We start from the raw sequence: 13824 nt of genomic DNA, 5'->3' as shown, positions 1-13824 counted from the left end.
TGAGGTGCCCCGGGACATGCTGACGATCGGCGCGTTCGCGAAGGCCTGCCGGCTCTCGCCCAAGGCACTGCGCCTGTACGACGAGCTGGGCCTGCTGCGGCCCGCCCGGGTGGACCCGGACACGGGTTACCGGTACTACGCGGTGGCGCAGTTGGAGCGGGCACGGCTCGTGGCGTGGCTGCGGCGGCTCGGCATGCCGCTGGCCGAGATCCGCCGGACGGTGGCCCTCGATCCGGCGGCCGCCGCCCGTGAGATCCGCGCCTACTGGGCGCGGGTCGAGGCGGAGACGGCGGTACGGCGGGACCTCGCCGCGTTCCTGGTCGATCACCTGATGACGGACCCGCGAGGGTCCGGAGAGGACACCGCCATGCTGGAACTGCGTTACTCCGCCCATTCGGACACCGGCCGCGTCCGCCCCGCCAACCAGGACACGGCGTACGCGGGCACGCGGCTGCTGGCCGTGGCCGACGGCTTCGGGCCGGCGGGGGCGCCCGCGAGCGGCGCCGCCGTGGAGGCCCTGCGCTTCCTGGACACGGACGAGATCCCGGTCGGCGGCGTCCTGAACCTCCTGGAGGACGCGGTGCGGGGCGCCGAGCAGGCCGTCCGGGACGCCGCCGCCGGCTCGGAGGACGCCGGTACGACCCTGACCGCGCTGCTGTGGACGGGCTCGCGGCTGGCCCTGGTGCACATCGGCGACTCCCGCGCCTATCTGCTGCGCGACGGCGAGTTGTTCCGCATCACGCACGACCACACGATGGTCCAGTCGATGATCGACGAGGGCCGCCTGACCGTCGAGGAGGCCGTGTCCCACCCTCAGCGCGCCCTGCTCCTGAAGGCGCTGACCGGGGACGGCACGCACGCCGTCCCCGACCTGCGTCTCCACGACGCCCACCCCGGCGACCGCTACCTGCTGTGCTCCGACGGCCTGTACGGGGTCGTCGCGGAGGACCGGATCCGGGAGCTCCTCGCCTCGCCCGCCTCACCCGACGAGACGGTGGCGGCCCTGGTCGCGGCGGCGAACGAGGCCGGCGGACCGGACAACGTCAGCGGTGTGGTGGCGGACGTGGTGCCGGCCTGACCCGGACGGCCCACAACCACGGGCCGCGGGGCTCCCCGGCCCACCGGCGGTTCGTCGCGCCGGGTACGGGCGGGGGCGCCTGAGCCCCTACCACTCCTGAGCCCCTACCGCTCTTCCTCCGGCTCCCAGTCCAGCAGCCGCACCTTCGCCACCGTACGGACGTGGCGGCGCATGGCCGCGGCCGCCTGGCGGGGCTGCCGCGCCGCGATCGCGTCGAGGATGGCCCGGTGCTGGGCGAGGGAGCGGGACGGGCGGCCGGGCTGGCGCAGGGACTCGGTGCGGCTCTCGGCGATCTGCTCGGCGATGGAGCGCATGAACTCGGCGAGCAGGCTGCTGTGGGCCGCCGCCGTCACCGCCGCGTGGAACAGCCGGTCGCCCTCCACGCCGTGACCGCCGGCCTCGATCTCCTCCGTCATGCGGTCGAGCGCCGAGCGCATCGCCGCCAGGTCCTCCTCGGTGCGCCGCTCGGCGGCCAGTTCGGCGAGCTTCGTCTCCAGCGCCTCCCGCGCCTCCAGGACGTCGGGCAGGCGCCGGCGGCGTTCCACCATCCGCTCCACCGGCTCGGTGTCGAGGCTGTCCCGCACGAGGTAGGTGCCCCCGCCGTGCCGGGCCTCCACCAGGCCCTGGACCTCCAGCACCACGATCGCCTGCTTCACCGAGGCCCGGCTGACCCCGAGCCGCTGCGCGAGGTCCCGCTCGGGCGGCAGCCGGTCGCCGGCGCGCAGACCGCCCTCGGCGACGTACTGGCGCAGCCGCTCCAGCACCTGTTCGTAGAGGCGCTGTTTGGTCATGGGGCGCAGGGCGTCGGTCACGGGATCCCCCTCTCGCCGGGAGCGTAACACCGGACCTTCACAGTGGCGGAGTGGCTGAGCCAATTCCTGCGCACCCCCTTGACGGGCGCCCGGTCCGCACCCACGCTGTTCGATCAACGCACCTCAAGTGGCTCAGCCACTCGTCCACTGGCGAGGTGTTCCCAGCCGCTCCGGGGCCCAACGACGGGAGCCCGTATGTCCCCCGAACTCATCTCGATCCTCGTCCTCGTCGTGGTGTTCGTCATCGCCACCACCCGTTCCGTGAACATGGGCGCGCTCGCCTTCGCCGCCGCCTTCGGGGTGGGCGGACTGGTCGCCGACCTCGACGCGGACGGCATCTTCGCCGGGTTCCCCGGTGACCTGTTCGTCGTCCTGGTCGGCGTCACGTACCTCTTCGCGATCGCCCGCGCCAACGGCACCACCGACTGGCTGGTGCACGCCGCCGTCCGGCTCGTGCGGGGGCGGGTGGCGCTCATCCCCTGGGTGATGTTCGCCCTGACCGGCGTCCTCACGGCCATCGGCGCGGTGAGCCCGGCCGCGGTGGCGATCGTCGCCCCGATCGCCCTGAGCTTCGCCGCGCGGTACGGGATCAGCCCGCTCCTGATGGGCGCGATGGTCGTCCACGGCGCCCAGGCCGGCGGCTTCTCCCCGATCAGCATCTACGGCACGATCGTCAACGGCATCGTCGAACGCGAGAAGCTTCCCGGCAACGAGGTGGTGCTGTTCCTGGCGTCACTGGCGGCGAACCTGGTGATCGCGGGGGTGGTGTTCGTGGTGTGCGGGGGGCTGAAGCTGTGGGCGCGAGGAGCGGTGGACGAACCCGGCGACGACGACACCGACAGCGACGTGAACGCCCCGGGCGGCGTGAGCGCCCCTGGGACCACTCGCCTCACGGCAGCCCGCACCGCCACCCTCACCTCCCTCCTGGCCCTGGTCATCGCAGTCCTGGTCCTCGACCTGGACGCGGGCCTCACCGCCATCACCCTCGCGGTGGTACTGAGCACTCTCTGGCCCGAGGACAGCCGCAAGGCCGTGGGCCAGATCGCCTGGCCCACCGTCCTGCTCATCTGCGGTGTCCTCACCTACATCGGCGTCCTCGACGAGATGGGCACCATCACCTGGGCCGGCGAGGGCGTGGGCGGCATCGGCGTCCCCCTGCTCGCCGCCGTCCTGCTCTGCTACATCGGCGCCCTGGTCTCGGCCTTCGCCTCCTCCGTGGGGATCATGGGTGCCCTGATCCCGCTGGCCGTGCCGTTCCTGGAGCGGGGCGAGATCGGCGCGGTCGGCATGGTCGCGGCCCTCGCCGTCTCCGCGACCGTCGTGGACGTCAGCCCCTTCTCGACCAACGGCGCACTCGTCCTGGCCGCCGCCCCGGACGTGGACCGCGAGCGTTTCTTCCGGCAGCTGATGGTGTACGGAGGGATCGTGGTGGCCGTCGTACCGGCGGCGGCCTGGCTCGTGATGGTCGTACCCGGCTGGGGGTGACCCGGCCGTGCACCGGCAACCGGACGCAACGCTCAAGGAGATGTGACGCGTGACCCCTCTCTTCCCGGCCCTGACCGACGCCCCGGCCGACCGGCCCGCCCTGCGGTTCGGCGAGCGCTCGCTGACCTACGCGCAGCTCGCCGCCGCGGCCGGAGCGCTCACGGACCGCCTCGGCGGGTCCACGCGGGTCGCCGTCTGGGCGACGCCCACGATGGAGACGGCCGTCGCCGTGGTCGCCGCGCTGCTGGCCGGCGTGCCCGCCGTGCCGCTCAACCCGAAGTCGGGCGGGAAGGAGCTCGGGCACATCCTGTCCGACAGCGCGCCCGGGCTGGTGCTCGCGGCCCCGGACGACCAGCTCCCCGGTCCCCTCGACGGCCTCGCCCGCGTCGACGTCGACGTGCACGCGACCGGCCCCGTTCCCGGGGACCACGCCGACGAGGCCGACCCGGCCCTGATCGTGTACACCTCCGGCACCACCGGCCCGCCCAAGGGCGCCGTCATCCCGCGCCGGGCGATCGCCGCGACCCTGGACGCGCTGGCCGACGCCTGGCAGTGGACCGGCGACGACGTCCTCGTGCACGGACTGCCGCTGTTCCACGTCCACGGCCTGGTCCTGGGCACCCTCGGCCCGCTGCGGCGCGGCGGCTCGGTGCGGCACCTGGGCCGGTTCAGCACCCAGGGCGTCGCCCGCGAGCTGAACACGGGCGCGACCATGCTGTTCGGCGTGCCGACGATGTACCACCGGATCGCGGAGGCCGTGACGAGCGACCCGGAGCTGGTGAAGGCCCTGACCGGGGCGCGGCTGCTGGTCTCGGGTTCCGCCGCGCTGCCCGTGCACGACCACGGGCGGATCGCGACGGCGACCGGGCGGCGGGTGATCGAGCGGTACGGCATGACGGAGACGCTGATGAACACCAGCGTCCGTGCCGACGGCGAGGCCCGCCCGGGCACGGTCGGCGTGCCGCTGCCGGGCGTGGAGCTGCGGCTGGTCGAGGAGGACGGCTCGGAGGTCACCGCGTACGACGGGGAGACCGTGGGCGAGATCCAGGTGCGCGGCCCGAACCTGTTCACGGAGTACCTCAACCGGCCGGACGCGACCGCCGCCGCGTTCACCGCCGACGGCTGGTTCCGCACCGGCGACATGGCGGTGCGCGACCCCGACGGCTACGTCCGGATCGTCGGCCGCAAGGCCACCGACCTGATCAAGAGCGGCGGTTACAAGATCGGGGCCGGTGAGATCGAGAACGCGCTGCTGGAGCACCCGGGAGTGCGGGAGGCCGCCGTCACCGGGGAGCCGGACCCCGACCTGGGCGAGCGGATCGTGGCGTGGATCGTGCCGGCCGATCCCCAAGCGCCCCCCGCCCTGGCGGAGTTGGCCGATCACGTGGCCCAGCGGCTCGCCCCGCACAAGCGTCCCCGGGTCGTCCACCACCTCGACGCGCTGCCCCGCAACGACATGGGGAAGATCATGAAGCGGGCGCTGGCCCATGGCTGAGCGCCTCTGCGCGCGAGAGGTCGTCACGGCCCTCGCCGACGACTCGACCTTCGACGAACTCCCCGCCCCCACCAGGCCCGCGAAGCCCGACGGCCCGCTCGCCTGGCCCGGCTACGACGCCTCCCGCGCCCGTGCCGAGGAGCGCACCGGCGAGCAGGAGTCCGTGGTGTGCGGCACCGCCCGCGTCGGCGGCACCCGGGCCGTGCTGATCGCGTTCGAGTTCGGCTTCCTCGGCGGTTCCCTCGGCGAACGCACCGGCGACCGGCTGGAGGCGGCGTACACGTACGCCCGTGAGCGCCGCCTCCCGGTCGTGCCGCTGGTCGCCACCGGCGGCAGCCGGATGCAGGAGGGCATGCTCGCCCTGACCCAGCTCCAGCGCGTGGCACGGCAGTCGGCGCTCACCCGGGAGGCGGGGCTGGCGCAGGTGGCCGTGGTGCGCGACCCCACGACCGGGGGCGGCTGGGCCACGCTGGGCGCGGGCGCCGACGTGGTGCTCGCGCTGCCCGGGGCCCAGGTCGGGTTCGCCGGTTCCCGGGTGCGGCCGGCGGACGCCGACCCGGCGGCGTACACGGCGGAGGCACAGGTCGCGGCGGGGGCGGCGGACGCCGTCGTACGGCCGGAGGAGCTGCGGGAGACGCTGGGGCGGTGGCTGCGGCTGCTGACCTGCCCGTCCACCACACCCGCCGCGCCGCCCGGAGCGCTCGGCGACACCGCGGTCCTGCCCGCGACGGGCTGGGACGCCGTCCGGCGCGCCCGCTCGCCCCGGCGCCCGCGCGCCGCCGCCTACCTGGACGCCTACTTCACCCACCGGGTCGCGATCAGCGGCGACCGCTGCGGCGGCACCGACCCGGACGGCGTGCTGTGCGGCTTCGGGGAGCACCAGGGCCGCACGGTCGCGTACGCCGCGCAGACCGGGACCGCGACCCGCCCGGCCGGCTACCGCACCGCCGCCCGGCTGATCCGCCTCGCGGACCGGCTCGGCATCCCGGTGCTGACCCTCGTCGACACCCCGGGCGCCGCCAACGACGCGGAGGCGGAACGGCAGGGCGCGGGCCCGGCGATCGCGGACCTGTTCGCCGCGGTGGCGGGCGCCCGCACGCCGGTGACCTCGCTGGTGATCGGCGAGGGCGGCTCCGGCGGCGCGCTGGCCCTGGCCGCGCCCGGCAACACCTGGGCCACGCCCGACAGTTACTTCTCGGTGATCGCACCGGAACTCGCGGCGGCCATCCTCAAGCGGCCGCCGCGCGAGGTGGAGGCGACGGCGGACCAGCTCCGCATCCGGCCGCAGGACCTGGTGGAGCTGGGGGTGGTCCGGGGAACCGTCGGACCGTGAGTTCCCGGTGGCTGCCCCACGCATCATCAAGTACCGTCCGTCACAACGGGAATGCCCATAGCGAGGACGACGGGGGTGCCGTGGACGGGTTGGTCGAGTTCAGGACCGGTGACGGTGCGGTGGTCGCGGTCGAGGCGGTGGAGGAGCGGTCCGGCTCCCGCCTGGTCTCCAGGGGCGATGGCACGGTCCAGGCGACCCGCACCTTCGAGGGCGCCCTGGACGGAGTGCGGGCCGCCGCCGAGTCCGCGCTGCGCGTCTTCCGCGACGGGTCCCTGAAGCCCGACGGCGTGGAGATCGAGTTCGGGGTGAGGCTCTCCGCCGAGACGGGCGCGTTCATCGCCAAGGGCACCGCCGAGGGCCACCTGGTGGTCAGACTGACCTGGTCCCCGGACGCCGCCCCGGAGGCAAGCACCGCGTCATGAACAGCGCCGAGTGGCACGCCCGGATCGAATTACGCGGCCGGGTGACCGGGGCGGGTTTCCTGGTCGCCCCCGGCACGGTACTGACGTGCGCGCACGTCGTCGGCGACGGCGAGGACCTGACGGTGACCTTCACGGAGCGGCCCGGCACCGCGCCCGTGCCCGCCCGGGTCGTCGCCCACGGCGGCTGGACCGGCGGCGCCACCGACCTCGGTGACCTCGCCGTGCTGGAGCTGGACGAGGAGATGCCCATCGCCCCGGCCGCCCTGGCCCCGGTCGACGCCGCCCACGGCCCGGCACCGCGCAAGCTCGTCGTCTACGGCTTCCCGGCCGGCTTCGACGAGGGCACCCTCACCGAACAGCGCGTCACCGCACCCCAGTTGATCAGTCGGGAGTGGCTCCAGCTGGAGGCCTGGCACCCGGGCGGCCAGCCCCTCGCCCCCGGTTTCAGCGGGGCCGCCGTCGCCCTGGCCGACACCGGCGAGGTCGTCGGCATGGTCACGGCGGCGGCCGCCGGCCGGGACGTGCGCACCGGCCGCATGATGCCCACCCAGGTCATGGCCCGCTACTGGCCCGAACTGCAGAGCCTCGTGCCCACCTCCGACCACACCACCGCCGACCGGGCCCGGCTGCGCGCCCTGGTCGAGAAGGCGGCCCGCGCGGGCGTCGACTGCGATCCGGTACGGCTCTACACCGCGGCGGCCGACCCGTTCGACCCCCCGCCGCCCGAGGAGGGGTTCGACTCGCTGTGGTCGGCGGCCCTGTTCGTGCTGTGCGAACTCGACGGCCCGGGCGCCGCACGGACCGTCGCCCGGTTCGCCGACCGGGTCGAGGCGCTGCTGCACGTCCCGGCCGTGGAGCCGTCGGCGCCCGACTGGTCGCCGATCCTCGTCGAACTCGGGCACAGCGGGGCGGGCGACGGCCTGATCCGCGTCGAGGTGTCCGCGTACAGCGGGGGACGGCGGCACCCGGTCGACTCGGGCACGGTCGAGCAGCACCGGCTGCACGCGTACGTGCGGGACCGCATCGAGGCGGCGTTCCGGTATCTGACGCCCGGCGCCGACGAGTTGGTGGCGTTCGCGCTGCCCCGGGACTGGCTGGACTGGCCGGTCGACCGCTGGGAGAGCGCCCCCGACGACGCCACTCCGCTCGGCTGCCTCTACCCGCTGGTCGTCACCGACCACGCCCGGCGCAAGGCCAGCACCCGGCACGTGCTGACCCGGGCCTGGAACCGGCTCGACGCTCTGCCGGGGGCGCGGATGCACCGCGTGGAGTGCGGCGGGCCGGAGGAGCCCGGGCGGCTGCGGATGCGGCTGCGGCGGCCCGACGCCTGCCTCGCCGGGTTCGGCACCGCCCCGGCCGCCTCCCGGACCCGGCCGCACTTCGACACCTCGCTCACCGCGCCGGCCCCGGTGATCGTGTGGTCCCGCGGCGGATGCGGCTCCGGGCAGGAGGAGTGCGACGGGGCCGACGGCTGCACCGGCAAGGCCTTCCTCGACGCGCTGGACGCCTGCGTGACGGCCGTACCGCCCGCCGAACTCCCGCGCCGCATCCTGGCGTTGCGCGAGGAGGCCGACGCGGAGGAGGACCACTGGGCGCGCGGCATCCAGCTGCTGTGGGACGACCCGCGGGTCTTCACCGACCCGCACGCCGTCGCCCCGGCGCACGCGGAGTCGCCGGTGGCCTGACCCACCCGGACACGTCCGGGGCGCTTGAGGAACACCAGCACGAAACGGAGAGCGGAGACCAACCCCCATGCCGCACTGGTCCGTCTACACCGGCGACAGCGAGCCGCACGACGGCATCGACCACCTCCCGGCCCCACCGCCCTGGCGGGCCTTCGACGGCGGTCCCGCGCTGCCGCCGCCCGACGACTCCGACGACGCGTCGGCCGTCTCCCCCGACCGCGTGCACCGGGCGAAGTCGTACGTCGCCACGCCGGAGACCGTGCGCCTCGTCAACGCCGCGCTCTGCCTGCGCCGGCCGCTGCTCGTCACCGGCCCGCCCGGCACCGGCAAGTCCTCGCTGGCCTACGCGGTCGCGCGCGAGCTGCGGCTCGGGCCGGTGCTGCGGTGGAACATCACCAGCCGCAGCACCCTCGCCGACGGCCTCTACCAGTACGACCCGCTGTCCCGGCTGTACGCCGCCCGGGACCGGTCCGACGCCGCCGCCGGGGGCGTCGAGGACCACCTCCGGCTGGGTCCGCTCGGCACCGCCCTGCTCCCCTACGGGCGGCCCCGCGCCCTGCTCGTCGACGAGATCGACAAGAGCGACCTCGACCTGCCGAACGACCTGCTGAACGTCCTGGAGGAGGGCCAGTACGAGATCCCCGAGCTGGTCCGCGCCGCCCGCCACTCCGGTGACGGCACGGCCGAAGTCCTCGCGGACGGCACGGACACGCCGGTCACCGTCCACCGCGGCCGGGTCCGCTGCCGGGCCTTCCCGTTCGTCGTGCTGACCAGCAACGGCGAGCGCGAGTTCCCGCCCGCCTTCCTGCGCCGCTGCGTCCGGCTGAAGCTGCGGCGCCCCGACCGGGACCAGCTCACCGACATCGTCCGCGCCCACCTCGACGCCCCCGGCGGCGACGCGGACCGGCTGATCACCCGCTTCCTGGAACGGGCCGGCGGCGGTGAACTGGCCACGGACCAGCTGCTGAACGCCCTCTACCTCACGGGCGTCGCGGGCCTGGACGCCGAGTCCCGCGACGACCTCGCCGAGCAGCTGATGCCGTACCTCAGCGCCGCGGCGGACGGCGATGGCTTCTGACACCGAGCCCGAGCCGTCCCCTGCGCCCCGGCCGGCACCGGGCGGCTCGCCGACGTCCCGGGACGACGGCACTGCCCGACCGTCCGCCGTCGCCCGGCTGGCGGATGCCCTGGCGGCGGCGGGCAGGGCGCCGACGCCGCGGGAGATCGCCGAACTGCTGTGGCTCGCCGCCCAGCTGGATCCCGGGCCGCAGCAGGAAGAGGTGCCGGAGCGCGGGGAGCGGCCCGGGGCGGTGGCGCCTGCCGCCGGTGCGCGTGAGGGGCTGCCCGCCACGTCCGGGCCCGAGGACCCGCAGAAGCCGGCGGAGCGGACGCCCGACCGCGTCCCGCTGACCCTCCCCGCCCCGCGCTCCCCGTCCCCACCGCACGACGGACCGGGCGGCGGCGGCTCCGCCCTCCTCGCTCCCGCACCCCCGATGCTGTCCCACCCCCTCGCGCTGCAACGCGCCCTGCGCCCGCTGAACCGCAAGGTGCCCTCCCCGCACGTCCGGGTGCTGGACGAGCGGGCGACGGCCGACCGGATCGCCAGGCTGGGCGCGCAGCCCGACGTGTGGCTGCCGGTGCTGCGCCCGGCCCCCGACCGCTGGCTGCGCCTGAACCTCGTGCACGACACCGGGCCCACCATGCCGGTGTGGCGCCCCCTGGTGAGCGAACTGCACACGGCGCTCGCCCAGTCGGGCATCTTCCGCACGGTCACCCTGCACCCCGCCACCCCCGACGGCCGCGCCCGCCACGTCCCCGTCCTGGACGACGGCCGTACGGTCACCCTCGTCGTCAGCGACTGCATGGGCCCGCAGTGGCGTCCGGGCGCGGCGGGCGAGCGCTGGTACCGCACGCTGCGCCGCTGGGCCCGCCACATGCCGCTCGCGGTGGTCCAGCCGCTGCCCGAACACCTGTGGTCCACGACGGCGCTGCCCGCCGAGCCGGGCCTGCTGACGTCCCCGTCCACGGCGGCACCGGCGGCCTCCCTCGCCTTCACCCCGTACGACGACGCACCGCCCCCGGAGCGGGCCCTCCCCCTGCCGGTCCTGGAGCCGGGCGCCCCCTGGCTGGCCCACTGGGCGGCGCTGGTCGCCGACCCGGGCGGCGCCCGCACCCCCGGCGCCGCGGCCTGGCTGCCTCCGGTTCCCACGCCGCCCGCCGAATCGGCCCCCGACCTCACCACCGCCTCCCCCGAGGACCTGGTCCTGCGCTTCCGCGCGACCGCGTCCCCGGAGGCGTTCCGCCTCGCCGGGCACCTCGCGCTGGCGGTCCCCTCGGTGCCGGTGATGCGTCTGGTGCAGCGCACGGTGGACCGCGACCCGCGGCCCCAGCACCTCGCCGAGGTCATCCTCAGCGGCATGCTCACCTCCGTCCCGGGCCCGCCCGGCTCGTACGCGTTCCGGCCCGGCGTACGGGAGTTGCTGCTGCGTTCCCTGCCACGCTCGGCCCGGGGCCGGACCCGGGACTTCCTCGCCCGGGTCGGCGGTCTCATCGACGAGCGGGCGGGGCTCGCGGCCGGGGAGTTCCGGGCCGAGGCGGACGGCGGACAGGGCGGCGCGGGACCGGCGTTCGCGACGGTCAGCGAGGAGACCGTGCGGCGGCTGGGCGGGGAGGCGCTGTTCGCCGGGCGGTACCGGCTGATCGGGCCGCGCGGCGGGAACGGGCTTGTCTCCCAGGCCGTGGACACCCGCACCGACCGGCAGGTGATCGTGCGCCGGTACCGCGAGCAGCCCGCGCCGCGGGAGCGGTTCCTGAGGGAGGCGGGCGCGCTGGCCGGGATCGACGATCCCAACGTGGTGCGCGTGCTCGACTTCGGGGTGGAGGGCGACACGCCCTACCTGGTGACGGAGTTCGTGGACGGGCTGACGGTGGCGGAAGTGCTGTCGGGCCTCGACTTCCGGGCCTTCACCCGCCTGGTCGGCCAGGGCATGGCCGGCCTCCGCGCCCTGCACGCCCACGGCCTGGTGCGCGGGGAGCGCGGGCCGGCGGGTCTGCTGCTGCGGCCCGACGGCACGGTGCTGCTGAGCCGGTTCGCCCTGGGCGAGGAGTCCCGGGGCAAGGACGCCGAATCGGACCTCGCCGAGTTCCGGTGGCTGCTCAAGCAGTTGGCCGCAGGCGGGTGGGTGCCCGCCGAGCACCGGGAACTGGTCGACCTCATCGACCGGCACCGGCTGGCCGAGGCAGCCGACTACGCGACCCGCCTGGACACGACGGGCCCGTGGCCGCCGTCGCGCTCCTTCACCCTGCTCGGACCGCCGCGCATCAGCGACGGCACGCGGGACATCGAGCCTCCGTCGCCGATGGCCCTGGCGCTGCTGTGCATGCTCCTGCTGCGCCCCGGGCGGCGCGTGTCCCACACCGAACTGGCCACCGGCCTGTGGGAGGAACCACCGCCGGAGCGCGAGGCCGTCGCCCGCCTCGAAGAGCTGGCGGCGGAGGCCCGGCGGGTGCTGCCCCCCGACCGCCTCCTCTCGTTCTCACACTCCTACGCCCTGCACGCACCGGACGTGTACGTCGACGTCTCCCACCATGAGGAACTCCTCGCGGAGGACGCCCGCCGCGCCCTCGGCCTCTGGTACGGCGAGCCCCTCGACGGCGTCCCCGGCCCCGCCGCCGCAGCCACCCGGTCCCGGCTGCGCGCCCTCCGGCAGGACATCCTGGCGGCCCAGGCCGTCACCGAGAAGGCCGCCGCGGAAGAGGCCGCCGCCGAGGAGACCACCGCGGACGAGGCCGCCGCCGGGGAGGCCACCGCCGAGGAGACCACCGCCCCCACCGTCCTCTTCGAGGCCGACGACCTCACCGGTCACCCCGAGGCCCGGATCACCCTGGAGTACGCGGTGCACGAGATGCTCTCCCGCGGCGCCCTGGCCCCCCACCAGTTCGACGTGCGCGTCCGCCCCAACGGCTACGTCGTCCACGCCGAGCCCGGCACCTACGTCCTCCCCGTCCTCGTCGCCGTCCTGCGCGGCCTCCCCGAGGTCCTGACCGGGCTCGTGGACCCGCCGCCCCTGACCGTCACCTTCTGGGACCGGCCCACCCCGCCGCCGGCGGCACCGCCCGTGCCGGCCGGCATCCAGGTGGTGGTGTCCCCGGCCGTGTACGAACAGTTCGCCGCCAGCTCCGCCGCCCAGGGCCCCCAGCGCCTCCAGCCCCTCTACCAGGGCGGCGCCACGGACACCCCGCCCGTCGCCTGGTACTGCCCGCTGACCCCGGCCGCGGCGGCCCCCGAGCCCGAGGTCCGCGACCTGGTACGGGGCCCCTTCATCACGCCCGACCTGCGCCGGCTCGGCATACCGGCCCCGGGTCGCACGGCCGTCGTCCACACCCGGACCGACGGCCCGCTCACCCTCCTCGACCCCGCCCGGCCGTACGGCGACGGACCGCCCCGGCCCGTGACGTACTACGAGGTGGACCTCACCCCCCGGCAGTCCCACCACCGCGTCTCCCTGCCCAGCTCCGGCAAGGGCGCCTTCGCCGCCGCGGTCGAGCTGTCCTGGCACGTCGACGACCCGATCGCCTTCGTCCGCGGCGAGGTCGGCCGGGTCTCCGAGCCGCTGCTCGACCATCTGCTGGAGGAGGCGGCCCGGATCACCCGCCGCCATCCGCTGCGCCGGGCGGGCGCGGCCCAGCGCGCGGTCAACGCCGGGCTGCGCCGGTGGCCCGTGCCGGGCCTGTCGGTGGCGGCGTCGGTGCAGCTGGCCCCGGAGGGTGCGGCCCTGCCCGGACCGCAGGGCCCGGCCCCGACCGACCGCCCCCTGCCCGGTCTGCTCGCCGACGCGGAGACGGTGCTGCTCGGCTTCGACGGGCCCATGGCCCGGCTGTTCTCGGCGAACGCCGCGCACGAGGCCGTACTCGACCTGCTCGCGGTCGTGGCCGAGCACCGTGACCCGCGGGACGCCGTACCCGCCGCCGTACGGGACACCTTCACGCACCCGCTGGACGTGCTGCGGGCCTTCGCCCGGGACCGGCTCGGCCCGCTCCTGCGCGACCGCCTCGACGCACTCGAACTCCGCGCGGTCCCCGACGCGCCCACCACCCACAACTCCGTGCCGCTGGTCCGCGCCCTGCACGACTCCGGCCGCCGCGTGAGCGTGGTCTCGGACGCCGACACCCGGGCCGTGCAGCGCTACCTCGACCCCTACGGCCTCCCGCTGGCCGGCATCCACGGCCGCGGCACGGACCTCACCCTGCTGACCCCGCACCCCGACTGCCTGCTGCGCGCCATGCACTCCTCGGGGGGCGCCGCCGCGACCGGCGTCCTGATCGGCTCCACGGTCGCCGAGCTGACCGCTGCCCGGCAGGCCGGGCTGCGGTTCGTCGGCCTCGCCCGCAACACCACCGCCGGGCGGCAGCTGCGCGAGGCCGGCTGCGAGACCACCGTCACCTCCCTCGCGCCCCTGCTCCAGGCCGCCCGCTCGCTGTGACTGGGCGGGGAAACCCCCGTTCGGCGGCGCC

9 protein-coding genes are annotated in these 13824 nt (G+C 75.7%); 8 read left to right on the top strand and 1 reads right to left on the bottom strand.

What is annotated here, in order from left to right:
- The first annotated feature begins 16 nt into the window (after nt 1-16).
- The gene (locus ACSUPV_RS28125; RefSeq protein ID WP_359784131.1) at nt 17-1078 is read left to right on the top strand and encodes a MerR family transcriptional regulator; all 1062 of its coding nucleotides are present in this window, start codon (nt 17-19) and stop codon (nt 1076-1078) included.
- Between the two features lie 104 nt (nt 1079-1182).
- On the opposite strand, the gene ACSUPV_RS28120 is transcribed toward ACSUPV_RS28125, so the two are convergent.
- Entirely contained in the window at nt 1183-1890 is a 708-nt protein-coding gene (locus tag ACSUPV_RS28120) for a FadR/GntR family transcriptional regulator (protein WP_031111851.1), read from the bottom strand.
- A 195-nt stretch (nt 1891-2085) separates the two neighbouring features.
- On the opposite strand from ACSUPV_RS28120, the gene ACSUPV_RS28115 reads away from it, so the two are divergent.
- From ACSUPV_RS28115 to ACSUPV_RS28085, 7 genes are all read left to right on the top strand, one after another.
- Nucleotides 2086-3375, top strand: a complete 1290-nt coding sequence (locus ACSUPV_RS28115) for an SLC13 family permease (RefSeq protein WP_436948799.1) — start codon at nt 2086-2088, stop codon at nt 3373-3375.
- A gap of 49 nt (nt 3376-3424) precedes the next feature.
- Complete coding sequence (locus tag ACSUPV_RS28110) at nt 3425-4870, top strand: acyl-CoA synthetase (RefSeq protein ID WP_382615363.1); 1446 nt, start codon at nt 3425-3427, stop codon at nt 4868-4870.
- Nucleotides 4863-6203: a carboxyl transferase domain-containing protein gene (locus ACSUPV_RS28105; protein WP_037767881.1), complete on the top strand. Its 1341-nt coding sequence runs from the start codon at nt 4863-4865 to the stop codon at nt 6201-6203. The genes ACSUPV_RS28110 and ACSUPV_RS28105 overlap by 8 nt, the downstream gene beginning before the upstream one ends.
- An 80-nt stretch (nt 6204-6283) precedes the next feature.
- The gene (locus ACSUPV_RS28100; RefSeq protein WP_382615365.1) at nt 6284-6625 is read left to right on the top strand and encodes a CU044_2847 family protein; all 342 of its coding nucleotides are present in this window, start codon (nt 6284-6286) and stop codon (nt 6623-6625) included.
- On the top strand, nt 6622-8310 hold the full coding sequence (locus ACSUPV_RS28095) for a trypsin-like peptidase domain-containing protein (RefSeq protein ID WP_382615367.1): 1689 nt from the start codon (nt 6622-6624) through the stop codon (nt 8308-8310). Before ACSUPV_RS28100 ends, ACSUPV_RS28095 begins: the two co-directional genes overlap by 4 nt.
- A 67-nt stretch (nt 8311-8377) precedes the next feature.
- Nucleotides 8378-9388 (top strand): AAA family ATPase, encoded by a 1011-nt coding sequence (locus ACSUPV_RS28090; protein ID WP_031111839.1) that lies wholly within the window; start codon nt 8378-8380, stop codon nt 9386-9388.
- Nucleotides 9378-13793, top strand: a complete 4416-nt coding sequence (locus ACSUPV_RS28085) for an SAV_2336 N-terminal domain-related protein (protein ID WP_436948798.1) — start codon at nt 9378-9380, stop codon at nt 13791-13793. The genes ACSUPV_RS28090 and ACSUPV_RS28085 overlap by 11 nt, the downstream gene beginning before the upstream one ends.
- The last annotated feature ends 31 nt before the right edge of the window (nt 13794-13824 follow it).

Origin of the sequence: Streptomyces sp. SudanB52_2052, from assembly GCF_964272415.1 — a bacterium.
GTDB lineage: Bacteria > Actinomycetota > Actinomycetes > Streptomycetales > Streptomycetaceae > Streptomyces > Streptomyces olindensis.
Note: the sequence above shows the minus strand (reverse complement) of the source record. Positions and strands in the feature narration are given on the sequence as shown.